This is a genomic window from Kocuria kalidii, from assembly GCF_044462225.1.
Classification (GTDB): domain Bacteria; phylum Actinomycetota; class Actinomycetes; order Actinomycetales; family Micrococcaceae; genus Kocuria; species Kocuria kalidii.
In genome coordinates, this window is record NZ_JBISWJ010000008.1 from 19,485 (window position 1) to 42,703 (window position 23,219).

Annotated in this window: 22 protein-coding genes; 16 read left to right on the top strand and 6 right to left on the bottom strand. The window is 73.9% G+C overall.

What is annotated here, in order from left to right; genetic code table 11:
* Positions 1-139: 139 nt before the first annotated feature.
* The 8 genes from ACH9D3_RS01005 to ACH9D3_RS01040 all read left to right on the top strand — a co-directional run bounded on the left by ACH9D3_RS01005 (position 140) and on the right by ACH9D3_RS01040 (position 6,496).
* The gene (locus ACH9D3_RS01005) at positions 140-517 is read left to right on the top strand and encodes a hypothetical protein (protein WP_396409521.1); all 378 of its coding nucleotides are present in this window, start codon (positions 140-142) and stop codon (positions 515-517) included.
* 83 nt (positions 518-600) lie between these two features.
* Positions 601-1,884, top strand: coding sequence for a SufS family cysteine desulfurase (locus ACH9D3_RS01010; RefSeq protein ID WP_396409522.1), 1,284 nt, complete (start codon positions 601-603; stop codon positions 1,882-1,884).
* Between the two features lie 113 nt (positions 1,885-1,997).
* Positions 1,998-2,462: a Fe-S cluster assembly sulfur transfer protein SufU gene (gene sufU, locus ACH9D3_RS01015; protein ID WP_396409523.1), complete on the top strand. Its 465-nt coding sequence runs from the start codon at positions 1,998-2,000 to the stop codon at positions 2,460-2,462.
* Positions 2,463-2,543: 81 nt separating this feature from the next.
* Positions 2,544-3,551 carry an MsnO8 family LLM class oxidoreductase gene (locus ACH9D3_RS01020; protein ID WP_396409524.1) on the top strand — a complete coding sequence of 336 codons (1,008 nt, stop codon included), beginning with the start codon at positions 2,544-2,546 and terminating at the stop codon, positions 3,549-3,551.
* A gap of 320 nt (positions 3,552-3,871) precedes the next feature.
* The gene (locus ACH9D3_RS01025; RefSeq protein ID WP_396398027.1) at positions 3,872-4,441 is read left to right on the top strand and encodes a nucleosidase; all 570 of its coding nucleotides are present in this window, start codon (positions 3,872-3,874) and stop codon (positions 4,439-4,441) included.
* A gap of 44 nt (positions 4,442-4,485) precedes the next feature.
* Positions 4,486-5,202 carry a lipoate--protein ligase family protein gene (locus ACH9D3_RS01030; protein WP_396398028.1) on the top strand — a complete coding sequence of 239 codons (717 nt, stop codon included), beginning with the start codon at positions 4,486-4,488 and terminating at the stop codon, positions 5,200-5,202.
* A gap of 38 nt (positions 5,203-5,240) precedes the next feature.
* Positions 5,241-6,080: an SOS response-associated peptidase family protein gene (locus tag ACH9D3_RS01035; protein WP_396409525.1), complete on the top strand. Its 840-nt coding sequence runs from the start codon at positions 5,241-5,243 to the stop codon at positions 6,078-6,080.
* A 23-nt stretch (positions 6,081-6,103) separates the two neighbouring features.
* Positions 6,104-6,496: a pyridoxamine 5'-phosphate oxidase family protein gene (locus ACH9D3_RS01040; RefSeq protein WP_396409562.1), complete on the top strand. Its 393-nt coding sequence runs from the start codon at positions 6,104-6,106 to the stop codon at positions 6,494-6,496.
* Between the two features lie 25 nt (positions 6,497-6,521).
* Here ACH9D3_RS01040 and ACH9D3_RS01045 read toward each other — a convergent pair whose 3' ends face one another.
* Positions 6,522-7,025, bottom strand: a complete 504-nt coding sequence (locus ACH9D3_RS01045; RefSeq protein WP_396398030.1) for a GNAT family N-acetyltransferase — start codon at positions 7,023-7,025, stop codon at positions 6,522-6,524.
* 303 nt (positions 7,026-7,328) lie between these two features.
* On the opposite strand from ACH9D3_RS01045, the gene ACH9D3_RS01050 reads away from it, so the two are divergent.
* The 3 genes from ACH9D3_RS01050 (at position 7,329) to ACH9D3_RS01060 (ending at position 9,599) form a co-directional block, all read left to right on the top strand.
* Positions 7,329-7,652: a DUF6504 family protein gene (locus tag ACH9D3_RS01050; protein WP_396409526.1), complete on the top strand. Its 324-nt coding sequence runs from the start codon at positions 7,329-7,331 to the stop codon at positions 7,650-7,652.
* A gap of 63 nt (positions 7,653-7,715) precedes the next feature.
* Positions 7,716-8,555 (top strand): fumarylacetoacetate hydrolase family protein, encoded by an 840-nt coding sequence (locus tag ACH9D3_RS01055; protein ID WP_396409527.1) that lies wholly within the window; start codon positions 7,716-7,718, stop codon positions 8,553-8,555.
* A gap of 75 nt (positions 8,556-8,630) precedes the next feature.
* Positions 8,631-9,599, top strand: coding sequence for a TIGR03885 family FMN-dependent LLM class oxidoreductase (locus ACH9D3_RS01060; protein WP_396409528.1), 969 nt, complete (start codon positions 8,631-8,633; stop codon positions 9,597-9,599).
* A 130-nt stretch (positions 9,600-9,729) separates the two neighbouring features.
* On the opposite strand, the gene ACH9D3_RS01065 is transcribed toward ACH9D3_RS01060, so the two are convergent.
* Together ACH9D3_RS01065 and ACH9D3_RS01070 are read right to left on the bottom strand one after the other, a co-directional pair.
* Positions 9,730-10,302: an MOSC domain-containing protein gene (locus ACH9D3_RS01065; protein ID WP_396398034.1), complete on the bottom strand. Its 573-nt coding sequence runs from the start codon at positions 10,300-10,302 to the stop codon at positions 9,730-9,732.
* A gap of 95 nt (positions 10,303-10,397) precedes the next feature.
* Positions 10,398-11,810 carry an aminotransferase class I/II-fold pyridoxal phosphate-dependent enzyme gene (locus ACH9D3_RS01070; RefSeq protein ID WP_396409529.1) on the bottom strand — a complete coding sequence of 471 codons (1,413 nt, stop codon included), beginning with the start codon at positions 11,808-11,810 and terminating at the stop codon, positions 10,398-10,400.
* Between ACH9D3_RS01070 and ACH9D3_RS01075 the strand changes: the two genes are divergently transcribed.
* Both ACH9D3_RS01075 and ACH9D3_RS01080 read left to right on the top strand, forming a co-directional pair.
* Positions 11,809-12,750, top strand: coding sequence for an EamA family transporter (locus ACH9D3_RS01075; protein ID WP_396409530.1), 942 nt, complete (start codon positions 11,809-11,811; stop codon positions 12,748-12,750). The genes ACH9D3_RS01070 and ACH9D3_RS01075 overlap by 2 nt on opposite strands.
* Positions 12,751-13,007: 257 nt before the next feature.
* Positions 13,008-13,583, top strand: coding sequence for a hypothetical protein (locus tag ACH9D3_RS01080; RefSeq protein ID WP_396409531.1), 576 nt, complete (start codon positions 13,008-13,010; stop codon positions 13,581-13,583).
* 26 nt (positions 13,584-13,609) lie between these two features.
* Here ACH9D3_RS01080 and ACH9D3_RS01085 read toward each other — a convergent pair whose 3' ends face one another.
* The 3 genes from ACH9D3_RS01085 to ACH9D3_RS01095 all read right to left on the bottom strand — a co-directional run bounded on the left by ACH9D3_RS01085 (position 13,610) and on the right by ACH9D3_RS01095 (position 16,365).
* Positions 13,610-14,707 carry a tartrate dehydrogenase gene (locus tag ACH9D3_RS01085; protein ID WP_396409532.1) on the bottom strand — a complete coding sequence of 366 codons (1,098 nt, stop codon included), beginning with the start codon at positions 14,705-14,707 and terminating at the stop codon, positions 13,610-13,612.
* 118 nt (positions 14,708-14,825) lie between these two features.
* Entirely contained in the window at positions 14,826-15,776 is a 951-nt protein-coding gene (locus ACH9D3_RS01090) for a LysR substrate-binding domain-containing protein (protein WP_396409563.1), read from the bottom strand.
* A gap of 400 nt (positions 15,777-16,176) precedes the next feature.
* On the bottom strand, positions 16,177-16,365 hold the full coding sequence (locus tag ACH9D3_RS01095; protein WP_396409564.1) for a BBE domain-containing protein: 189 nt from the start codon (positions 16,363-16,365) through the stop codon (positions 16,177-16,179).
* A gap of 622 nt (positions 16,366-16,987) precedes the next feature.
* Between ACH9D3_RS01095 and ACH9D3_RS01100 the strand changes: the two genes are divergently transcribed.
* The 3 genes from ACH9D3_RS01100 (at position 16,988) to ACH9D3_RS01110 (ending at position 23,107) form a co-directional block, all read left to right on the top strand.
* Entirely contained in the window at positions 16,988-18,382 is a 1,395-nt protein-coding gene (locus ACH9D3_RS01100; RefSeq protein WP_396409533.1) for an FAD-binding protein, read from the top strand.
* A 96-nt stretch (positions 18,383-18,478) separates the two neighbouring features.
* Positions 18,479-21,961 carry a DNA polymerase III subunit alpha gene (locus ACH9D3_RS01105; protein ID WP_396409534.1) on the top strand — a complete coding sequence of 1,161 codons (3,483 nt, stop codon included), beginning with the start codon at positions 18,479-18,481 and terminating at the stop codon, positions 21,959-21,961.
* 243 nt (positions 21,962-22,204) lie between these two features.
* Positions 22,205-23,107: a DUF2382 domain-containing protein gene (locus tag ACH9D3_RS01110; protein WP_396409535.1), complete on the top strand. Its 903-nt coding sequence runs from the start codon at positions 22,205-22,207 to the stop codon at positions 23,105-23,107.
* The last annotated feature ends 112 nt before the right edge of the window (positions 23,108-23,219 follow it).

The window sequence follows — 23,219 nt, forward strand, 5'->3', positions numbered from 1 at the left end:
CGACGTTCGTCAATATGTTCCTCCCGGCCGCCGCCGGAGGGCTCGCAGCGGGGGCAGCCCGGTCGGCTGCTGCCGGAAGCTCTGCGCGGACACGACCCCGATCGGGCCCTCCGGGGCGTGCAGCCCGTAGGCTCGCTCCGTGACCGAGCTCAGCGACACGGCCTTCACCGGTGTGGTGAGCAGCGCGTGCCTCACGGCAGGAGTGGCGCTGCTGGTGGCCGCGCTGCTCGTCCGGTGCCTGTACGCCTGGTGGGTCAGGACCGTCGCCGTGCACCTGGTCGAGGACGGCCGGCACCGGTTGCGCTGGTACACCACCCGGTACGAGATCCACGAAGAACCCTGGCTGCGCCCACCGCCCGCGGACCCCGGGGCCGGGGCGGAGGTCACGGTCTACTACCACGCCCGCCACCCGCACCGCTGGTCCCTCGTCGCCCCGTACCGCTGGCTGTGGTCGCTCACCGCGGCCGGGACCCTGCTGCTCGGCGTGGGACTCCTGTTGCGTCTTCTCCGGGGATGAGACCCCGGGACCGCTGACCCGCCCATGACGCGGAGAGGCACCCGGCCGTCCCGGGACCGGGCCCGGCACGTACAGTGTCGGCCATGGAAGGAAACCACGAGCCGTCCCTGACCGACGCCGAGGTGCGCAGGATCCGCGAGGACTTCCCGCTCCTGACGGGCACCCCGACGGTCTACCTGGACTCCGGGGCCACCTCCCAGAAGCCGCTGGCCGTGCTGGACGCCGAGCGGGAGTTCTACCTGCACCGCAACGCCGCGGTCCACCGCGGGGCGCACACCCTGGCGGTGGAGGCCACCGACGCCTACGAGGAGGCGCGCCGGGTCGTGGCCGGCTTCGTGGGCGGCGCCGAGACCGAGCTGGTGTGGACCTCCAACGCCACCGAGGCGATCAACCTGCTCGCCTACTCCTTCTCCAACGCCACGGCCGGACGCGGGGGCGAGGCGGGGCGGCGGTTCCGGCTGGGCCCCGGCGACGAGATCGTGACCACCGAGCTCGAGCACCACGCCAACCTCATCCCCTGGCAGGAGCTGGCCGCGCGCACCGGGGCCGTCCTGCGCTGGATCCCCGTCGACGACACCGGGGCGCTCGACCTCGGGGCGGCGGCCGAGGTCGTCGGGGAGCGGACCCGGGTGGTGGCCTTCAGCCACGTCTCCAACGTCACCGGCGCGATCACCGACGTCGCGGCGCTGGTGGGACTGGCCCGGGCGGCCGGGGCGCTGACCGTGCTGGACGCCTGCCAGTCGGTGCCGCACCTGTCCGTGGACCTCCCCGCCCTGGGCGTGGACTTCGCGGTGTTCTCCGGGCACAAGATGCTCGGCCCCACCGGCATCGGCGCCCTGTGGGGGAGGACCGAGCTGCTCGACGCGATGCCCCCGTTCCTCACCGGCGGATCCATGATCACCAAGGTCACGATGGAGACCGCCCACTACCTGCCCGCCCCCACCCGCTTCGAGGCCGGCACCCAGCGGGTGGCCCAGGCCGTGGCGCTGGCCGAGGCCGTGCGCTACCTGGAGGACGTCGGGATGGAGCGGATCGCCGCCCACGAGCACGCGCTCGGGCAGCGGCTCGCGAGCGGGCTCGCCGAGCTCGAGGGGATCCGGCTGATCGGCCCGCCCCCGGGCACTGCGCGGGTGGGTCTGGCAGCGGTGGACGTGGACGGGGTGCACGCCCACGACGTCGGCCAGGTCCTCGACGTCGCCGGGGTCGCCGTGCGGGTGGGCCACCACTGCGCCCAGCCGCTGCACCGGGCGCTGGGGCTGACGGCCTCCACCCGGGCCAGCGGCTACCTCTACACCACCACCGAGGACGTCGACCGGTTCCTGGCCGAGCTCGCCGGGGTCCGGTCCTACTTCCGCGTGGCCGGCTGAGCCCGTGGCCGCCGCACCGGACCGCACCGCACCGCACCGGACCGCACGGCACCGGAGCACCCGAGCGCCGGAAGGGGAACCCATGAGGAGGAACCCGCCATGAGGAGGAACCCGTGAGCGCGCTGGACGGGCTGTACCAGGAGGTCATCCTGGACCACGCCAAGCGGCGCTCCGGTGAGGGCCTGGTCGCCCCGGACCCGGGGCACGGGAGCGGGGAGTCGCACCAGTACAACCCGACGTGCGGCGACGAGATCACCGTGCGCGTCGAGCTCGCTCCCGCGGGCGCCGGGACGGAGCCCGTGGTCGGACGGCTCACGTGGGAGGGCGAGGGCTGCTCGATCTCCATGGCCGCGGCCTCGGTGCTGGCCGAGGCCGCCCCCGGGATGACGCGCTCCGAGCTGCGGGCGCTGATCGGGTCCTTCCGGGAGCTGCTGCGCTCCCGCGGCACCGTGGAGCCCGACGAGGAGGTCCTCGGCGACGCCGCCGCCTTCGCCGGGGTGTCCCGGTTCGTGGCCCGCGTCAAGTGCGCGATGCTCGGCTGGGTCGCCGCCGAGGAGGCCCTCGGCCGCGCCGGCTGAACGGCTGCGGCTCCGGGCGGTGCCGGGAGCGCCGCTCCACCGGCACGGAATTCCCCTCCGCCCCCCGGGGTTGAGCCGGACATGCCCCTCTCCGACGTCCCGCTCTCCCTCCTCGACCGCGCCGCCGTCCGGGCCGGCTCCTCGGAGGCCGAGGACCTCGCGCACGTCCTGGACCGGGCCGTGCGCGCGGAGGCACTGGGCTACCACCGGTTCTGGGTCGCCGAGCACCACGCGGTGCCCGGGATCGCCGGCTCCGCGCCGGCGGTGCTGATGGCCGCGCTGGCCGCGCGGACCCAGCGCCTCAGGATCGGCTCGGGCGGGATCATGCTGCCCAACCACCAGCCCCTCGTGGTCGCCGAGCAGGCCGCCACCCTGGAAGCCCTGCACCCCGGCCGGATCGACCTCGGCGTGGGCCGCTCGGTCGGGTTCACCGCGGCCGTCCGGGACGCGCTGCGCACCGGGAAGGACGCCGCGGACCGGTTCGGGGACGATCTCGCGGAACTGCTCGAGCACCTGTCCGGCACGGCGCCCGTGACCGTCCGGCCCCGGAACCACGCCGCCACACCGGTCTTCGTCCTGGCGACCGGCGCCGGGGTGGAGATCGCGGCGCGGGCGGGACTGGCCGTCGTCCTCGGCGGCCCGGCGCTCTTCCGCCAGGGCGCCGGCAGCGCCGTCCCGGTGCTGGAGCGCTACCGGCAGCGGTTCCGGCCGTCGCCGTGGTGGTCCCGGCCGCACGTGCTGGTCTCGGCCAACGTGGCGGTGGCGGACACCCGCGAGACCGCCCGGGAGCTGCTCCTGCCCGAGGCCCTCGCGCTCGCCGTCTCCCGGACGCGGGGCGAGTTCCCGCCCCTGGCGCCCGTGCGTCCTGCGGAGCTGGACCGGCTCCCCGGCCGGACGCGCAGCCTGGTCGAGGACGCCCTGGCGAACTCGGTCCACGGCACGCCCCCGGAGGTCCGGGCCCGCCTGGAGCAGCTGGTCGCGGACACCGGCGCGGACGAGCTCCTCGTGACCGGCGGGGCGTACGACCTCGACGCCCGGGCGGCGTCGGACCGGCAGCTCGCCGCGCTCTTCGCCCCCCGCCGGGACTGACCTTTCCCAGCGCCGCGGTGCTGCCGCCCCGCCGCCCCTCAGTCCTGCCCCGCCGCCCCGCCATCCCGCTCGCCGCGGCGCTTTCACGCCCTGCTGTCCCGCCGAGTCCCCCAGTGGATCCATCCTTCGGCGCCGAGTCCCCCGAGCAGCCGCAGATCCCCACGATTCGCCATGGGGATCCGGCGACCATGTGGGGACTCGGCGACGAGAGGCAGCGGGGGAGCAGCGGGGGAGCGGCGGGAGTGCGACGCGGTGGGCGGGAGAGCGGCGGGGAGGCGGCGGGGGAGGAGGTGGCGAGCGAGTGCCGATAGAGTGGCGGGGTGCCACAGCTGCTCGTTCTCGCCGCCCATCCCCTGGAGACCAAGTACTTCCCGGAGGACATCGACCTCGTCCTGACGGGCGTCGGGATGTCGGCCGCGGCGGTGCGCACCACCGAGGCGGTGCTGACCCGCTGCCCGGACCCCGCGCGGCGGGCGGAGCTGACGGTGCTCAACATCGGCAGCGCCGGTGCCCTGAGGGGCGGGCTGCACGGAGTGCTCGAGCCCTCCCGGGTCATCAACCGGGACGTGGACGAGGAGCTGCTGCGCGCGGCCGGGATCCCCGTGGACAACGTCATCGAGCTCGGCGGCGACGGGCCCGTCCTCGCCACCGGGGACTCCTTCGTGGCCGGCGGACCGTCCCGGGACGCCCTGGCCGCCCGGGCGGACCTCGTGGACATGGAGGGCTGGGCGATCGCGGTGGCCTGCCGGCACCTGGGGGTGCCGCTGCGGATGGTCAAGCACGTCTCCGACGCCGCCGACGAGGAGGCGGTCGCGTGGGCCGAGAAGGTCGAGCTCAGTGCCCTGGCCCTCGGGCGGTGGTTCCGCGGCAGCGGGATCACCCGGCCGTGACCCGCCGCAGGACCGTCCGGATCCGCCACTAGACTGGGACCAGCATGAGACTTCTCCGCCAGCGCGAGTCCCTGGGCGCCCAGCAGGACTACGAGAGCGCCATGACCCTCCTCGCCGACGTCCGCCGCAGCGGGCCGGTCCTGCGCCTCTACGAACCGGCCCCCACGGTCGCCTTCGGCCGCCGGGACGAGCTGCGCCCCGGCTTCGCCGACGCCGCCCGGGCCGCCCGCGAGAGCGGGTTCACCCCGCTGGTCCGCCGGGTGGGCGGCCGGGCCGCGGCCTACCACGGCGGGTGCCTGATCGTGGACCACCTCGAACCCGCCGAGGACCCGACCACGGGCATCCAGGACCGCTACCGGCTCTTCGGCGACATGATCGTGGCCGCCCTGGAGGAGCTGGAGGTCGAGGCCGACGTCGGCGAGATCCCCGGCGAGTACTGCGCCGGCGAGCACAGCGTGCACGGGACGCACCCGGCGTCGTCGTCGGCCCCGGGGCGGAAGGTGAAGCTGGCCGGCACCGCCCAGCGGGTGGTCGCGGGCGCCTGGTACTTCAGCACCGTGCTGGTCGTCGAGCAGGCCGAGCCCATCCGCTCGGTGCTCACCGACGTCTACGCCGCGCTCGACGTGGACTGGGACCCCGTGACCGCGGGGGCCGTGGACGACCTGCGCCCGGGCACCACCGTGGCCGACGTCGAGCGCGGGATCCGCAAGGTGTACGGCATGTACTCCGAGTACCTGGGGTACGGGCCGCTCACCGACTGAGTCCCGGCCACGGGCCGGGCAGACCGAGGAGGTACCAGATGTGCGGACGCTACGTCATCGCCCGGGCCGTGGGTGACCTCGTGGCCGCGACCGGGGCCGTCCCGGACGAGAGCCTCGGGGACGCCGCCGACTCCGCGCGGCTGCGGGCCAACTGGAACACCGCGCCCACCACCGACGTGCCGATCGTCCTGGAGCGCCTCGCGGGCGGGAACGGCCGCGACGACGACGGAGAGCTGGTCCGGGAGCTGCACGTCGCCCGGTGGGGGCTGGTCCCGGGCTGGGCCAAGGACCCGGCGGTCGGGTCCAGGATGTTCAACGCCCGGTCGGAGACCGTCCTGGAGAAGCCGTCCTTCCGCAAGGCGGTCCGCGCCCGCCGGTGCGCGGTCCCGGCCAACGGCTACTACGAGTGGAAGAAGGAGCCCGGCGCCGGGAAGGGCGGGCGCAAGCAGCCCTACTACGTCCACCCGGCGGACCCGGCGGAGACCATCTGGTTCGCCGGGATCTACGAGTGGTGGCGGGTCCCCGAGGGCACGGAGCTGCACTCCGCGGCCCTGCAGCCCGGGCGGGACGAGGGCGGGAGCGCCTGGCTGCTGTCCTGCTCGATCCTCACCACCGACTCCCCGGAGCCCTCCGCGGAGCACCCCGTGCTCACGGAGCTGCACGAGCTGCACGACCGCATGCCGATCCCGCTCGCGCCCGAGCACGTGCGGGACTGGCTGCGCCCGGGGGAGGCCGACGCCCCGCAGCTCGTGGACATGGTCCGGTCCGAGGCGCACCGGACGGCCGCCCGCTGGGTGCTCGACCCGGTGGACCCCGCGGTCGGCAACGTGCGCAACAACTCCCCGGAGCTCGTGGAACCGCAGCGGAGCCTGTTCTGAGCCCCCGGGAGCCCGCGGGGCGGATCGTCGACTTCGTCCGCGCCCACGGCGGCGGGGTCGTGGCGACCAACAGCGGGGGAGGCTGTCCCGAGTCCGCGTGGGTGAATCTCGCAGCCCTCGGGGACGGGCGGCTGGTCTTCGGCACGAACGAGCGCAGCCGCAAGTACGCCAACCTCCTCGCGGACCCGCAGGTCTCGCTCGTGCTGGTCTCCGGAGCGGGTCAGGAGTTCCAGCTCGAGGGCGAGGCCGCGGTGCTGGAGGGCTCCGCCGCGCAGGACGCCGGGGAGGTGCTGGAGTCCCGTCACCCGGGGGCCACGGGCAAGCCCAGCACCCGGCTCGTGGCGGTGCGCCCGACCTGGGCGCGGTTCGTCGACGTCGCGGCCGAGCCCCCGGTCCGGGAGGAGCTCGCCCTCTGACCCGGCCGGAGAGGGCGGGTCGGGCTCAGACGTAGTCCGTCTCGGGGGCCCACCGGTTGAAGTCCAGCGTCAGGTAGAGCGCGAGCGCCGCCGCGTTGTCCTCGGAGATCCGCAGGCAGACCTGGTCGTAGCCGTTGTCGAAGAGGGTGCCGATGGCGCAGCGCACGAGCTGCTCGGCCAGTCCCTGACGTCGGCGGGAGGCCGCGGTGAACAGCTCGAAGATGTAGGGCACGTCGGGGAGGTCGTCACCGATCCGCCGGGCCAGGACCAGGGCCGCGGCCACCACGGTCCCGTCGTCGTCGACCACCACCGGCGAGGCGTCGGGCAGGAAGGGGCCGTACTTCCCGTCGAAGACGCCCCGGACGACCTCGCGGGCCTCGTCCAGGCTGGAGACCCCGCCCTGCTCGTAGGAGGAGTAGTAGAGCTGGGCGAGGCTCTCGGCGTCCTCCGGGCTTGCCGGCCGCAGGTCCACCGCTGGTGTCTTCTTGTTCGCCGCGGTGTGGGCGATCAGCGTGATGTTTCCGGTCATGGGAGGCCTCCGTGATGTCGGCGCCGGCTGCTCCGGCGGGGCGGACGAGGGGACAGGGGACGTCCGGGCGGGTCTCGCGGGGCAAGCCCTCCGTGCACTCAGCGTATCCATTTCGTTGGGCTTGTCCATGCTTCCGGACCGTGCGTTGCAAAAGCGAATACAGTTCTCCGGCAGAAACAGTTCGGGGAACACGTGTTCCTTCTCAGCCCCTGTGGGAGTTAGCGTGTCGTACAGGTGTTCTAGCTTCCAGGGGAACAGGGCGTCCCGCGGAACGGGCGCCGGCCGAGGGAGAGAGGAGCCGTCGTGGGTTTTCTGACGGAGAGCGTCGACGTGGACTGCGACACGGACGGGATGCCGGTGGGTGTGCGCTGGCGCGGACGGAACTACCTGGTGGCACAGGACCCCGTCCGCTGGTACGAGCGCCGGGCGTGGTGGGCCGAGGACGCGCGGCTGCCCAAGGACCACGGGATCGGGGCGGTGGACCAGCAGATGTGGCGGGTCCAGGTCCAGTTGAACGTCCGCTCCGAGCTGCTGACCCTCGAGCTCGTCCACACCCTCGACACCGGGCGCTGGCGGCTGCTCGCGGCCACGAGCGCCACGGGGGCGCAGGTGGTGCGCTGTGCATAGGCCCCTCGGGGGTGCATAGGATTCGGTGACGGAGACCGCACCGCAGACTGTGAGGGAGCACCCGTGAGACTCGGCACCGTGCGACGCGACGGCACCACCCAGGCCTTCCGGCAGGAGGAGGGCCGGACCGTCTACCTTCCCGTCCCCGACGTCGGGGCGCTCCTGGCCGGCGGCGACCTGCGGCTGCCGGGGGAGCCGGGTCCCGCCCCCGCCCCGGAGGACCTGGCGACCCCCGTCCTGCGCCCGGGCAAGATCCTGTGCGCCGGTCTGAACTTCTACGACCACGCGGAGGAGGTCGGCCAGGAGGTCCCGACGCACCCCACGATCTTCGCGAAGTACGCCACCGCGCTGATCGGTCCCACGGACCCCATCGCCATGCCGGAGGAGTCCGAGAAGATCGACTGGGAGGCCGAGCTCACCGTGGTGGTCGGCTCGCCCCTGCGCCACGCCACGCCCGACCAGGCGCGTGCCGCGATCGCCGGGTACACCGTCATGAACGACATCTCGGTGCGGGACTGGCAGGGCCGGACCTCCGAGTGGTTCCAGGGCAAGAACTTCGACCGCACCACCCCGGTGGGTCCCGTGGTCGTGACCCCCGACGAGATCGACCCCGAGGCGGGACTGGCGATCCGCTGCACCGTGGACGGCGTGCTGCACCAGGACTCCGGCACCGACCGGATGATCTTCTCGGCCGTGGAGCTGGTCGAGTACATCAGCCGGTTCCTGACCCTCGAGCCCGGGGACCTCGTGGCCTGCGGCACCCCCGCCGGCGTGGGCCTCGCCCGGAAGCCCCGCCGGATCTGGCTGCGCGACGGCCAGGAGGTCGTCACCGAGATCGAGGGCATCGGCGCGCTGCGCAACGTCTGCACCCCCGCCGAGGACCTCCGGGCGGCGGCCGGCTGACCCGGTCCGCGACACCCGTTCCGGACCCGGTGCCCGCCCTCGACTTCCTGTTCCCGCCTTCGACCCGAGGACACCATGGCGACGATCGGCTTCCACGCCTCCCACGAGCAGATCCCTCCCGAGCAGCTGCTGCACGACGTCCGGCACGCCGAACAGGTCGGCTTCGGTGCGGCCATGTGCTCCGACCACCTCGAGCCGTGGTCACCGCACCAGGGGCACTCCGGGTTCGCCCTCTCCTGGCTGGGCGCGGCCCTGGCCGGCACGGACCTGCCGTTCGGGTTCGTGCACGCCCCGGGCCGGCGCTACCACCCCGTGGTCACCGCCCAGGCCACGGCCACCCTCGCCCGCATGTTCCCCGGCCGGCTCTGGGCGGCCCTGGGCAGCGGGCAGAAGCTCAACGAGCGGGCCGTCACCCCGGACTGGCCGGCCAAGGAGCAGCGGCAGCGGTTCCTCGAGGGGAGCTTCGACGTCGTCCGCCGGCTGCTCGCGGGGGAGGAGGTGTCCTGCCGGGAGCCGTTCCATGCCGACCGCGCCCGGGTCTGGGACCCGCCGGAGGTGCCGCCCGCCCTGCTCGTCGCCGCGCTCACCCCGACGACGGCCCGCCGCTTCGCCCCCGTGGCGGACGGGTTCATCACGGTCAACCAGCCCCTCGAGGACCTGCGCCGGATGCTCGACGCCTGGCGCGAGGCCGGCGGCACCGGCCGGGCCGCGCTGCAGGTGCACCTGAGCTGGGCGCCCTCCTCGGAGCAGGCCCGCGCGATCGCCTTCGAGCAGTGGCGCACCAACGTCTTCGACCCCGTGACCATGGCCGAGCTCGCCTCACCCCAGGACTATCTGCGCAAGGCGGTCCAGGAGGACGTCGGGGACGAGGAGGTCGCCGGGGCGGTCAACGTCTCCGCCGACCTCGGCCGGCACGCCCAGTGGCTGCACGAGTACGCCGAGCTCGGCTTCGACGAGATCTACCTGCACCACGTGGGGCAGGAGCAGGGCCGGTTCCTCGACGCCTTCGGGGACGCGGTGCTGCCCCGCCTGGTGCAGCCCTGAGCCGCCGCCGCGGCGCGGAGGGCACGGGGCGGAGCCCGAGGGGATCACCCTGGGGAACGACGGCATGCCCGTCCCCGGGGCCTGGCCCGCGGAGCAGGCGCGGCCTCCCGCACGGGTCGCCCGGCGTGCGCTACGGGAGCCGGGACGGCGGCCGCAGCACCGCCGCACCGGCCTGCTCCGGCTCGAGCGGCACCGGGCTGTGCAGCACGGCCGGCCCGCGGTGCAGGGCGCCGCTGGACAGCGGCCGGCAGCGCAGACCCCCACGCCCCCGCATGGCGGCGTGCGCACCCGGCGCGAGCACCCGGTCCATCCAGGCGCAGGGGTGGGCCGGCCGCCCTGCCCGCAGCCGCACGAGGGCACCCCGGGACTCCAGCGCGAACTCCTCGCCCAGCAGCGGGGGCAGGTGGGCGCCCCGCAGGACCACGTTGCGCCGGGGCAGGAGCGGGTCGAAGGGGGCCGTGCCCAGGTCCGCGGCCATGGCCTCGAGCGCCTCGACGGCGAGCAGGGTGACCGCGGCGTCCATGTGCGCGGCCTTGCCGAAGAACCGGTCGCCGACCACACCCTTGCCGGCCACCAGCTCGACCCGGTCCGCATCGGTGGTGGGGACGTCCGCGGCGCCGTCCCGGGCGCGGCCGAAGTAGGCGTGCGCCGGGGACACGAGCAGGTGCAGGACCTCCACGTCGTACCGGTAGGTCGTCGTCATGTCCGCTCCCTCGTTCCCGCGTCCGTCGTCGCGGCGCCGTGCCGCCGCCGTCGGGCCCAGCATAGGCGGGACCCCGTGCCGCGGGGGCGCGGGTCTCAGCCGTGCTGGTGTGCGAGCACCTCGCCGAGGATGCGCGCCCCGTCCGGATAGGCGGCGGGGCGCGGGCCGGCGTAGTTGAGCCGGACGAACGGCCCGGTGGGCTCGGCGGGGAACCACTCCGTGCCCGGAGCGATGATCACTCCCGCGGCCTCGCACTCGCGGACGAGCCGGTGCAGGTCGGTGCCGTCGGGAAGCCGTGCCCAGAGGTTCAGCCCTCCCCGCGGCACGTGCTCGACGTGCACCCGGGGCGCGTGCTCGCGCAGACTGGTGAGGAGCAGGTCCCGGCGGGCGTGCAGCTGCTCGCGCAGCCGGCGCAGGTGGGTCTGCCACCCGGGCTGGGTGACGACGTCCAGGGCCGCCGCCTGCAGCAGACCGCTGACGTACATCGACTCGGCGGCCCGGTCGGCCAGGATGCGGTCCCGGGCCGGGCCCCTGGCGACGACCGCGCCCACGCGCAGGGCCGGGGAGACGCTCTTGGTCAGGGAGCGCAGGTGGACGACATGACCGGAGTCGTCCTGGGCGGCGAGGGGCACCGGCGTGCCGGTGATCCCGAAGTCGTGGGCCCAGTCGTCCTCCACCAGGAAGGCGCCGTGCGCGCGCACCACGTCCAGCACCTGCCGTCCCAGCGGCGCGGACCACTGCGCCCCCGTGGGGTTCGCGTAGTTCGGCTGGGCGTAGAGCAGCCGGGCACCGGTCTCCTCGAAGGCGCGGGCCAGCTCCTCGGCGTCGGGGCCGTGCGCGCCGCTGGGCACGGGCACGACGCGGACCCCCGCCTGGGCGGCGGCCAGGATGGCCCCCCAGTACGTGGGGGACTCCATGAGCACCGGTCCTCCGGCGCCGGCCAGGGCGCGGAACACGGAGCTGAGCCCGCTCTGGGTGCCGGGCAGCACGATCACGTCGCGGGGCGTGGGCGCAGTGACACCGGCCGGAGTGACGGTGCGCAGTTCGTGGGCGAACCACGACTGCAGCTCCGGCAGCCCGACCACCGGCGGACGGGACAGGGCCGCCTCCCCGCGTCCTGCCCGGCCCAGCGCGGAGCGCACCAGCCGTTCCGGCAGCAGCTCCCGATCGGGGTAGCCGGAGTGGAAGGCGATGACGTCGTTCGGGGTGCTGCGCAGCGCGGTGGACACGGTCCGGAGCGGCGACCGGGGCGCGCGCAGCGCGGCCGTCTGCCAGCCGTAGTCCGCGGGTCTCGCGGTGGGCACCGCCCGCACGAAGGTCCCGGCACCGGGGCGGGTCTCGACGAGACCCTGGGCGGCCAGGACGCGCAGCGCCTTCTGCACGGTCACCGGTCCGGCCTGGTGCTGGGCGGCCAGCGCCCGGGTGGAGGGCAGCCGCGCTCCCGGGGCGGCGGCGGCGATCCACTCCCGGAGGCTGTCGACGATCCGCGAACTGCTATCGTGGTCCATGGAAGCCAAGAGTAGCGCTATCGCCATTGACCACCCACCGATATCGTCCCTGCTCACGGCAGGACTGCTGTGGGGCCTGCTGGGGGTGACGGCGTTCTCGTTCACGGTCCCCCTCACGCGGTTCGCCGTCGAGGGACTCTCCCCGCTGTTCGTCGGCGCGGGTCGGGCGGTCGTGGCCGCAGCCCTGGCTGCCGCCGCGCTGGCACTGACCCGGTCGCAGCGGCCACGCGGAGCCCAGTGGCTCCGTCTGGGAGTGGTCGCCGGTGGGGTCGTGGCCGGTTTCCCGCTGCTGACCTCCTACGCGATGACCGCCGCTCCGGCCAGTCACGGGGCCGTGGTCATCGCCCTGCTGCCGGCGGTCACCGCCGTCGTCGTGGTGCTGCGGACCGGTGAGCGTCCTCCGCGGGCGTTCTGGCTCGTGTCGGCGGCGGGCGCGCTCGCAGCCGTCGTCTTCGCCTCGGCGCAGTCGGGGAGCCCCGGCCGGTTGCACGGGGTGGACCTCCTGCTCCTCGGCGCGGTCGTGGCGGCGGCCCTCGGCTACGCCGAGGGCGGTCTGCTGTCCCGTGAGCTCGGCGCCTGGCAGACCATCTCGTGGGCCCTGGTGCTCTCCTCGCCCGTCATGCTGGTCCTCGGCGTCCTCGCGGTGGTCCAGCAGCCTCCCACCGGGACGCCGGGGCAGTGGGCCGCCTTCGCCTACCTCGGGGTGATCAGCATGTTCCTCGGCTTCGTCGCCTGGTACCGCGGCCTGGGTCTCGGCCCCATGGCCAGGGTGAGCCAGATCCAGCTCGTGCAGCCCGTGCTGAGCATCGGCTGGGCCGCCCTCCTGCTGGGGGAGGACCTCATGGCCGGCACCGTCGCCGGAGGTGCGGCCGTCGTCCTCTGCGCCGGCCTCGCCGTCCGCGTGCGACTGCGTCCTGCGCGGGTTCCGACGTCCCGCTGAGCCGGTCCCCGGACAGGCCCGGGCGGAGCCGACGGCCCGGGTAGAGCCGGTGGCCCCACCCGCGGGGCCCGGCCGCTGCGGTGAGGAGGTAGCCGTGGCCAGCCGGACGCCCCACCCGCCGCTCCCGACCCGGGCAGTGCTGCGGAGTTGTCCCCTTTACAGGTGCACATCTGGTGTCGCGGGTGCCGGAGGGCAAGAATGACAGCGACGGAGGGCGGCCGCGGTGCACCGTGGTCCGGGTCAGCAGAGGAGGTCGTGTGTCTGCCGGACGCTCCACCCTGGGATGGGACCGGCTGGCCGGCTCCGCCGGGTCGGCGGTCGTCGTCCTCGTCGTGGTCCAGCTCCTCCTGCGGGGCGTGGTCTCGCTGGCCCAGCTCGCACTGGGAGCGGCGGCGCTCGTCGTCGTCGCACTGGTGCTCGGTCAGCGGTTCGTCGTCCCCTGGCTGGCGCGCAGGCCCCCGAACCGTCCACGCATCACCGCGACCCGTGCGTGGACGTGCCCGGTGCCCCCGGAGGAGGCGCTCGAGCGGATCCGCACGGCGTTCGAGGACCTCGGCCCGGAGGTCCGCTCCGCCGCGTGCAGCGTCGAGGTGGCGGTGGGCTCGGACGTCGTCTTCCGCCGGCGCGGCACCGCCTCCGAGTTCGGCTGGCGGGCCCTGCCCCTGCTGGCCGTCTTCCGGGTCGTCCCCCGGGGCGCGGGATCGGCGGTCACCGCCGACGTGCGGGACGACCTCGGGTGGTACCCGGATGCCCCCGGCAGACTCGTGGAGGACGAGGTCGACCGGCGCAGCGCCACGCTGATCGAGCGCGCGATCTGCGCCACCTGCCGGTGACCGTCCCACCCGGGACGGACGGGGCCTCAGGCGGAGACCGGTGAGGCGGTCAGGGCGTCGACGATCGCCCGGGTGACCTCCTCGGTGCCGGCGGTGCCGCCGAGGTCGCGGGTGAGGTGCCCGGCGGCGGTGGTGGCCTCGATGGCCGCCTCCACCCGGCGGGCCTGGTCGTGCAGGCCGAAGTGGTCGAGCATCAGCGCGGCACTGGCGATCGCCCCGATCGGGTTGGAGATGCCCTGCCCGGCGATGTCCGGGGCGGTGCCGTGGACGGGCTCGAACATGGAGGGGAAGCGGCGCTCGGGATTGAGGTTGGCGCTGGCGGCCAGGCCGAGGCTGCCGGCCAGGGCCGAGCCGAGGTCGGAGAGGATGTCCGCGTTGAGGTTCGAGGCCACCACCACGGAGAGGTCCTCGGGGTGCAGGACGAACTTCGCGCTCATCGCGTCCACCAGCACGCTCTCGGTCTGCACGTCGGGGTAGTCGGCGGCGACCCGGGCGAAGACCTCGTCCCACAGCACCATGCCGTACTGCTGGGCGTTGGACTTGGTGACGCTGGAGACCTTCTGCACGGTCCGGGTGCGGGCCAAGTCGAAGGCGAAGCGGATGATCCGCTCGCAGCCCTTCTCGGTGAACAGGGAGGACTGGACGGCGACCTCGTTGCCGGGTCCGCGCCCGGCGAGGTTGCGCCCGCCGAGTCCGGCGTACTCGCCCTCGCTGTTCTCCCGGACCACGACCCAGTCCAGCTCGGTGGTCTCGGCCTTGCGCAGCGGGGAGACCACCCCGGGCAGGAACCGCACCGGGCGGATGTTGGCCCACTGGTCGAAGTTCTGGGTGATGTTCAGCCGCAGCCCCCACAGGCTCACGTGGTCGGGGACGTTCTCCCAGCCGACCGCGCCGAAGTAGATCGCGTCGAAGTCCTGCAGGTCCTCCAGCCCGTGCGGGTCCATCATCACCCCGTGCTGGTCGTAGTACTCCGAGCCCCAGGGGAACTCGGTCCAGTCGAAGGAGAACGCCCCGCCGGACTGCTCGGCGAGGGCGTCCAGGACCGTCCGGCCGGCCGCGACGACCTCCTTGCCCACCCCGTCGGCGGGGATCGAGGCGATGGTGAAGACCTGCTGCTCAGCCATGGTGGTGCGCTCCTTGTCCGTGTGGTCCCCGCGGCACGCCGCGGTGTCGGGTTCCAGTAGAACCGCTGCCCGGCCACCCGGTCCAAGACCTGTTCCGTCTTCCCCGCATAGGCAGTGCCTATGCGCGCTGGCTGGCTCCGCCGCTGGACCCGCCGTCGGACCCGCCACCGAGCTCGCCGGTGGGCCCGGTGGCGTGCCCGGCGGCCACACCCAGGAAGGCCCGGGCCGCCGGGGTCAGGTCCGCCGGCCGGCTGAGCACGGCCACGTGCAGCACGGTGACCGGCTCGATCCGCACCACCCGCAGTCCCATCTGCCGGGCCAGCGGTGCCCAGGACGAGGGCAGGACCGCGTGACCCACCCCGGCCAGGACCAGCGGCAGGACGGAGGTGCGGTGGGCGACCTCCGCCGCGATCTCGACGCCCACCCCGTCGGCGAGGACGTCGTCGACCAGCCACCGCATCAGCGAGCCCGGCTGGGAGACCACCACCCGGTGCCCGGCGAGGTCCTCCCGCCGGAGCACCGGCCCGGCCCCGAAGGTGTCCGCCCGCGGGTCCACGATCAGCACCAGCAGCTGCTGCTCCAGGTGCAGCACGTCGACGTCGGCGGAGCGGAACGGCCGGTCCGAGCCCAGGATGCCGATCTCCGCGCTGCCCGCGCGCACGGCCTCGCTCACCTCCTCCGGGGTGAACGCCGCCGCGACGTCGACGGTCACCGCCGGGTGGCTGCGGGCGTAGGCGGCGATCATCGACGTGAGCGGCTCGACCCCCGGGGAGGGCATGGCCACCATCTCCAGGCGTCCGCTGCGCACCCCCTTGAGGTCGTCCACGGCGGCCCGGGCGGCCTCGAGGTCCCGGACCACCACCCGCGCCGGGCCCACCAGCTCGTGGCCGGCCCGGCTGAGCACGACCCGGCGTCCGGTCCGGTGGAACAGCGGAACCCCCAGCTCCCGCTCGAGACCCTTGATCGTCTGCGACAACGACGGCTGGGCCACCAGCAGGTGCTCGGCCGCCCGGGTGAATCCTCCGTGGTCGACCACGGCCAGGAAGTGCGTCAGCTGACGGGCGTCCATCGTCGTCTCCTCCTGCGTCCGTGCGGTGACCCGGCGGGTCCGGCCCGTGGGTGCAGTGAACAACATGCCACGGACAGGACGGAAATCCCCGGCTCGTGCCGAGGAGGCCCCACGGTCGAGGGATCCGTCCGGGCCGGAGTCTGCGGCCGGCGGTGGGGGAGGCGGATACGAACGCGGCAACCCTCTTCCGGGAGACGGCCACGTCGAGGACGAAGACGTCGTCGTGGCGGGAAGCCTGCCCGGATCCGGTGCGCGTCCGGGCGAGAGGGGCGATGAGGTGGCCGGCCTGCGACCCACGGACCGCGGCAGGAGCGGCCCTGTCAGCACGTGCCCTCCTCCATCGGCGGACTGCTCCTGGCGGTGGCGCCCTGGTGCTCGGACAGGGTGGCGGGGCGACGCCTCACTCCGCCGTGGAGGAAGACGGGTCGTGACTGTTGGGGCGGATCGGGTCGGACTGCACGGGGAATGGTCTCAGGCCGGGGACGGTGCGATGTTGTGGTTGCGACGGAAGGGGACGGAAGGGGTTGTGCGGGTCGTAGCGGTTCTTCAGTGCCACCAGCCGTTCGAGGGTGTCCGGTCCGTAGGCCAGGCGGGCTGACCCGGTGAGGTCGTGGCCGGTCTCGGCATGGTGCGATCAGGAGGAAGCACCATGAAGGTGACGATGGGGTTCATCTCCCCGGGCAGACCCTGTGCCCACCGACCGAAGGCCCCACCGCCATCTTCCAGCGCTCCGGACGGTAGAAGGAGTTCCCGCCCAGCGCCGGATCGATGTCCGCCACCGATCCGGCCCGGACACCGTCCCGAGGATGCAGGTCGATCATGCCGTTCGACACCACCATGCTCCGGCAGGAGCAACGGCCGTTAGGCAATCGTTGGGCACCGAAGCGCGCGGCCAGAAGAGCGGCCCCGCGACACCGGTCGCCACTTCCTCCGTGCGAAACAACGGCGCGTCACAGGTTGCGATCCGGAAACAGCACGGGACACGCGGAAGTCGTCGCTCCTAGCCTGGAAGTGGAGGGGGCGAACGCCATGCCATGGACCACCGGCCGAACTGCCGGATCGCGTGCAGACCGGCCGACCTGCCAGGACACCGCGCTCCCCGACTGCGCACCGGCGAGGCAATCTGCCCCGGTGCTGCGGCCGTGCAGGGCCAGGGTCCGACCTGGCTCCGCACCGCGGCCGCACACGACCACGCATGAGGAGATGCCGTCATGACCGAGAATTCCACTGCGACCGGCACGCTCGCACCCGAGGTGCTGGATCGCCTGCAGAGCCAGGTGCGCGGACAGATGTACCAGCCGGGTGACCCCGGCTACGACGAGGCCCGCGCCGTGTACAACGCCATGATCGACAAGCGGCCGGCCCTGGTCGTCCGGTGCCACGACGTCGCCGACGTCATCGCCGGAGTGAACACCGCCCGGGAGACCGGGACGGACCTGGCCGTGCGCGGCGGCGGGCACAGCGGCCCCGGGTTGGGCACCTGCGACGGCGGGATCGTGCTGGACCTCGCGCCCATGAACGGGGTGCACGTCGACCCGGTCGAGGCCTGCGCCGTCGTCGAGGGCGGGGCGCGGTGGGGCGACGTCGACCACGCCACGCACGCCTTCGGCCTCGCCTGCCCGTCCGGGATCATCTCCACCACCGGTGTCGGCGGGCTGGCCCTCGGGGGCGGGATGGGCTACCTGACCCGCAAGTACGGACTGACCGTCGACAACCTGCTGGCCGCCGACGTCGTGCTCGCCGACGGCAGTTTCGTGACGGCGGACGCCGAGCACCATCCCGACCTGTTCTGGGCCCTGCGCGGTGGCGGGGGCAACTTCGGGGTGGTCACCTCGTTCACCTTCCGCCTCCACCCGGTCGACACGGTCGTGGGCGGGCCCATGCTGTGGCCGGTCGACCGGGCCGCTGAGCTGCTGCGCTGGTACCGCGACTTCCTTCCCTCCGCCCCGGAGGACCTCCACGGGTTCTTCGCCTTCCACATCGTTCCGCCCGTCCCGCCGTTCCCCGAGGAGCTGCACCTGCAGAAGATGTGCGGGGTGGTGTGGTGCTGGACGGGCCCGGAGGAGGACGCTGCTGCTGCGCTCGCCCCGGCGCGCGCGCAGCAGCCGGTTCTGGACGGCGTGCAGCCGATGCCCTACCCGGTGCTGCAGACCGCATTCGACGGCCTCCTGCCCCCGGGCGACCAGTGGTACTGGCGGGCCGACTACATCGGGGAGATCCCCGACGAGGCGGTGGACCTGCACGCTCGGCACGGGTCGACGCTGCCGACGGTGCAGTCGACGATGCACCTGTATCCGATCGACGGCGCCGCCCACCGTGTCGACAGCGCGGACACCGCGTTCAGCTACCGTGACGCCACCTGGGCCATGGTGATCGCCGGCGTGGACCACGACCCCGCCATGGCTTCGGAGCTGCGCGACTGGAGCGCCGTGTACTGGGAGGCCATCCACCCGTACTCGCTCGGGGGCGCCTACGTGAACATGATGATGGAAGAAGGACAAGACCGGGTACGCGCCAGCTACCGCGAGAACTATGACCGGCTCCTGGCGGTGAAGCGGCGCTACGACCCCGACAACCTCTTCCACCGCAACCAGAACATCCACTGAGAGGTGACTTCAGCAGGAGGGGCTCGGGGCCGGCGAGACCTGCAGCCCGGTGGTTTGCAATTGACTTAACCTTCGAACACGTATTCGAATGGGGCCGTGAGCTTTCCGCACCTGCACGTCGCCACCGCCTTCAGCGCCCACTTCGGGGTCAGCCGGCCCGCCGCCCTCGCCGCGGCGGCCGCGGCGGACGGTGCGGACGTGCTCGCCTGCACCGACCGGGACGGGCTCTACGGCGCGGTCAAGCACCTGGGCGCGTGCCGGGAGCACGGCATCGACCCCGTCCTGGGGGTCGACCTGTCCCTGCTGTGCCCCGCCCGCGAGCGCGTCCTCGGCCGCGTCGTGGTCCTGGCGGCCGGCGGCACCGCCGGTGCGGGCTACGCCGCCCTGTGCCGGCTCGTCTCCGCCGCCCACGCCGGCGGGGGACCGCCCGGGGTGACCGCGGCCGAGATCGCGGCCTCCTCCGCCTCGGACCGGCACGACGGACCGGTCCTGACCGTGCTGCTCGGGCCCGCCTCCGACGTCGGGCAGGAGCTAGCGGCCCGCCACTACCGCACCGGGCGCGCGGCCCTGGCCCGGTGGCGGGCCCTGCTCCCCGCGGAGGCGCTGGCCGTGGAGGTGGTCTCCCACCTGGCCGCCCCCGGCACCGTGTGCAGCACCTCCCACGCGGCCCGGATGCTGCGCGCCGCCCTCGAGGGGGGACTGACCCCCGTGCTGACCAACGCGGTGCGCTACGCCACTCCCGCCGAGGCCGCCACCGCCGACGTCCTCGACGCCGCCCGTGCCCTCACCCCGCTCGGGAGCCTCGGGGCGCGCGCCGGCCGCACCCCCGGCGGCAGAGGAGGAAGCACGGGAGACAGCAGGAGAGAGGTCAGCAGGGGAGAGGTCAGCAGGGGAGAGGGCGGCAGGGGTGGGACCGGAGGGGGAGACGACGGGGGAGGGCCGGCCGGACGGGCCGGGGCGTCCCGGCGGACGACGGCGCCGGAGCCGCTGCAGCCCAACGGGCAGGGCTGGCTCAAGCCCGCCCGGCAGATGCACGCGCTCGCCGAAGAGGTCTCCCGGGCCGCGGACCTCGGCCCCGCCGGCGCCGCGGCCCTGCTGGCGGGCACCCAGCGGGTCGCCGACCGGTGCCGGCTGGACCCGGTCGCCGACTGCGGCTGGGGGCGGCCGGTGGTGCCCGAGGCCTCCGTGCTGGGGCTGGAGCGGCCCGCGCCCGCGGAGTTGCGGGCGCGCTGCGAGGCGGGCCTGGGGCGCCGCTACCCGGGCCGTCGTGCGACGCGGGCCGTGCGGGACCGGCTGGAGCAGGAACTGGAGGTGATCGAGGGCCTCGGCTTCGCCTCCTACTTCCTCACCGTGGCCGAGGTCTCCGCGATGATCGGGCAGATGGGCGTCCGCCACGCCGCCCGGGGCTCCGGGGTCTCGTCGCTCGTCAACCACCTGCTCGACGTCTCCCCGGTGGACCCCCTCGAGCACGAGCTGCTCTTCGAGCGCTTCCTCTCCCACGACCGCTCGACCCTCCCGGACATCGACATCGACGTCGAGTCGGCCCAGCGCCACCGCGTCTACCGGAGGATCTTCGACCGCTTCGGTCCCGAGCGGGTGAGCCTCATGAGCATGCAGAACGCCTACCGGGCCCGCGGCGCGGTCCGGGACGCCGGTCTCGCCCTCGGCATCGACCCCGAGACCGTGGACGGCGTCGCCAAGCAGCTGTGGCACCTGCCGGCGTCGGCGCTGCGGGAGACCATCGCCCGTCAGCCGGAGCTGCGGGACTTCGCCGAGCAGGTCTCGCAGGAGAGGCAGCTCGACCTCCTCGTGGACCTCACCGAGCGCCTGGACCGGCTGCCCCGGCACATCTCCATGCACCCGTGCGGGGTGATCCTGGGGGACCGGAGCCTGCTGGACCGCACCCCAGTGCAGGCCGGTGGGACCGGGATGCCGATGAGCCAGTTCGACAAGCACGACATGGACCCCATGGGCATGCTCAAGCTGGACATCCTCGGCGTGCGCATGCAGTCGGCCCTGGCCCACGCCGTCGACGAGGTGGCCCGCACCCACCCGGACCGGCCCCGCCTGGACCTCGAGGCGATCCCCGTGGACGACGGGAGCACGTTCGAACTCATCCGCTCGACCCACACCCTGGGCTGCTTCCAGATCGAGTCCCCGGGCCAGCGGGAGCTCATCGGCAAGATGGCGCCCTCGAGCTTCCGGGACCTCATCGTCGACATCTCCCTGTTCCGCCCCGGTCCCATGCACTCGGACATGGTCCGCCCCTACCTGGAGCACCGCCACGGCTGGTCCGTGCCCGCCTCGATCCACCCGGTCCTCGACCCGATCCTCGCCGAGACGCACGGCGTGACCGTCTTCCACGAGCAGGTCCTGCGCATCCTGGACGCCTTCACCGGCTGCGGTCTCGCCCGGGCCGACGAGCTGCGCCGCCGGCTGGGCTCCGACCGCCAGATCGAGGTGGAGGCGTTCTTCCGCGAGCGGGCCCGGGAGCAGGAGTACCCGCTCGACGTGGTGGACCGGGTGTGGGGCACCCTGGCGGCGTTCGGCTCGTTCGGCTTCTGCAAGGCCCACGGCGCGGCGTTCGCGGTGCCCACCTACCAGTCCGCGTGGCTGAAGGCCCACCACCCAGAGGCGTTCCTGGCGGGGCTGTGGGAGCACGATCCCGGGATGTACCCCAAGCGCCTGCTCGTGGGGGAGGCGCGGCGGATGGGCATCCCCGTCCTGCCGGTGGACGTCAACCGCTCCGACGAGCACTACCGCGTGGAGCGGCTCGACGACGACCCCGACCGCTTGGGCGTGCGACTGGCCCTCACCGGGATCCACGGGGTCTCGCAGGCCGAGGTCCGGCGGATCGTGGCCGGGCAGCCCTACGCGTCGCTCGCCGAGCTGCGGCAGCGGGCCCGTCCCGCCCGGCGCACCCTCGAGCGTCTCGCCGCGGTGGGGGCCTTCGACGGCCTGCTGCGCCGGTCCGGCGGCCGGGCCTCCCGCGCAGACCTCGTGCACGCCCTGCGGACCCGGGCGGACAGCGCCCGGCCGGTCCGGCCGGCCGTGGAGGTCGAGGGGCAGCTGGCCCTCCCGCTCGGTGACCTCGAGCTGCGCGGGCTGCCCGCGGAACTCCCGGAGCCCACCCTGCAGGAGAAGGTCCGCACCGAGCTGGACCTGCTCGCGGTGGACGTCTCGGCGCACCTCCTGGAGAGCTGGGCGCCCCTGCTGCGCGAGCTCGGGGTCACGCCCGCCGAGCGGCTGCTGGAGCTGCGCAGCCGTTCCGAGGTGCTCGTGGCAGGGGTGCGCGTCTCCACCATGACCCCTCCCATGCGCAGCGGCCGGAGGGTGGTGTTCGTCAGTCTCGACGACGGCACGGGGGCGGTGGACTGCGCCTTCTTCCCCGACGCCCAGGACCGCTCGGGGCAGCACCTGTTCGGCACCCGGCTGCTGCTGGTGCGGGGGCGGACCCGGCGCACGGGTCCCCGGGGGATCAGCCTCAGCGCGGAGCAGGCCTGGGACCTCACCGACCCGGCGACCCCGGTGGCCGTGCGCACCCCGGCCCTGCGGGCGTCCCCGCGTGCGGTCCGGTGAGCAGTCCGGCGTGGGGTCCGGTGTGGGGTCTGGCGCACGGCCCGGGTGCCGGGGCAGGATGGGCAGGAGATCGGTGCGAATCCAACGGTTTCACTCTCGGTGAATCCGTTGGCCAGAGAACTGATTGCCAGTATGGTTACTAATAACAGCGGATGAGCTGCACCCCGCCCCGGCGGGAATCGTCCGCGGCGGGCTCCCTCCTAGGGGCCCGTTGCCCAGCAGACGAAGAGAAGGAGTTCTCACATGGCTACGTACGACGTCAACGCACTGCTTTCGGCCACCGCCTACGGGTCGGACGGCGACAAGATCGGCAAGGTCGAGCAGGTCTTCCTGGACGACAACACCGAAGAGGTCACCTTCGTGACCGTCAACACCGGTCTGTTCGGCACCAAGGAGAGCTTCGTCCCGGTCGACGGCGCCCAGCAGGACGGTGACCGCTTCGTCCTCCCCTACACCAAGGACGTCATCAAGGACGCCCCGAACGTGGACGCGGACCAGCACCTCTCCCCGGCGGAGGAAGAGGAGATCTACCGCTACTACAAGATGAACTACGCCGGCACGGATGACCGCTACGCCGCGGACACCGACCGCAACGCCGTCCCGGCCGCCGGCACGGCCGGTACCGCCGGCTACGCCGAGGTCGACCGCGACGCCACCGACCGCAACAGCACCGCGGGGATCGCCGACGTCGACCGCACGGTCACCGACCGTGACCGCACCGACCGCGACCGCGCCGACCTCACCGACCGTGAGGGTGGCGTCGTCCGCCACGAGGAGCAGCTCCACGTCGGCAAGGAGCAGCGCGAGACCGGCCGTGCCCGTCTGCGCAAGTACGTGGTCACCGAGCACGAGAGCGTGGACGTGCCCGTCGAGCGTGAAGAGGTCCGTGTCGAGCGCACCCCGCTGAGCGGCACCGAGGCCGACTCCGGCACCATCGGCGAGGAGGACGTCGAGGTGACCCTCCACGAGGAGCACCCCGTCGTCGCCAAGGAGACCGTGGGCGTCGAGAAGGTCGGCCTCGAGAAGGAGACCGTCCGCGACACCGAGCGTGTCGAGGCCGACGTCCGCAAGGAGCAGGTCGAGGTGGAGACCGACGCCGAGCGAGGCACCGGCCGCACCGACAACGACCGCCGCGACCGCCGCTGATCGCAGCCGGTCCGTCCGGGGCCCCCGTCACCGCAAGGTGACGGGGGCCCCGTCGTCGTGCGCGGCCCGGTTCGCCCCCGCCCGCCGGTCCTCGTCCCACCGCCCGCCGCCC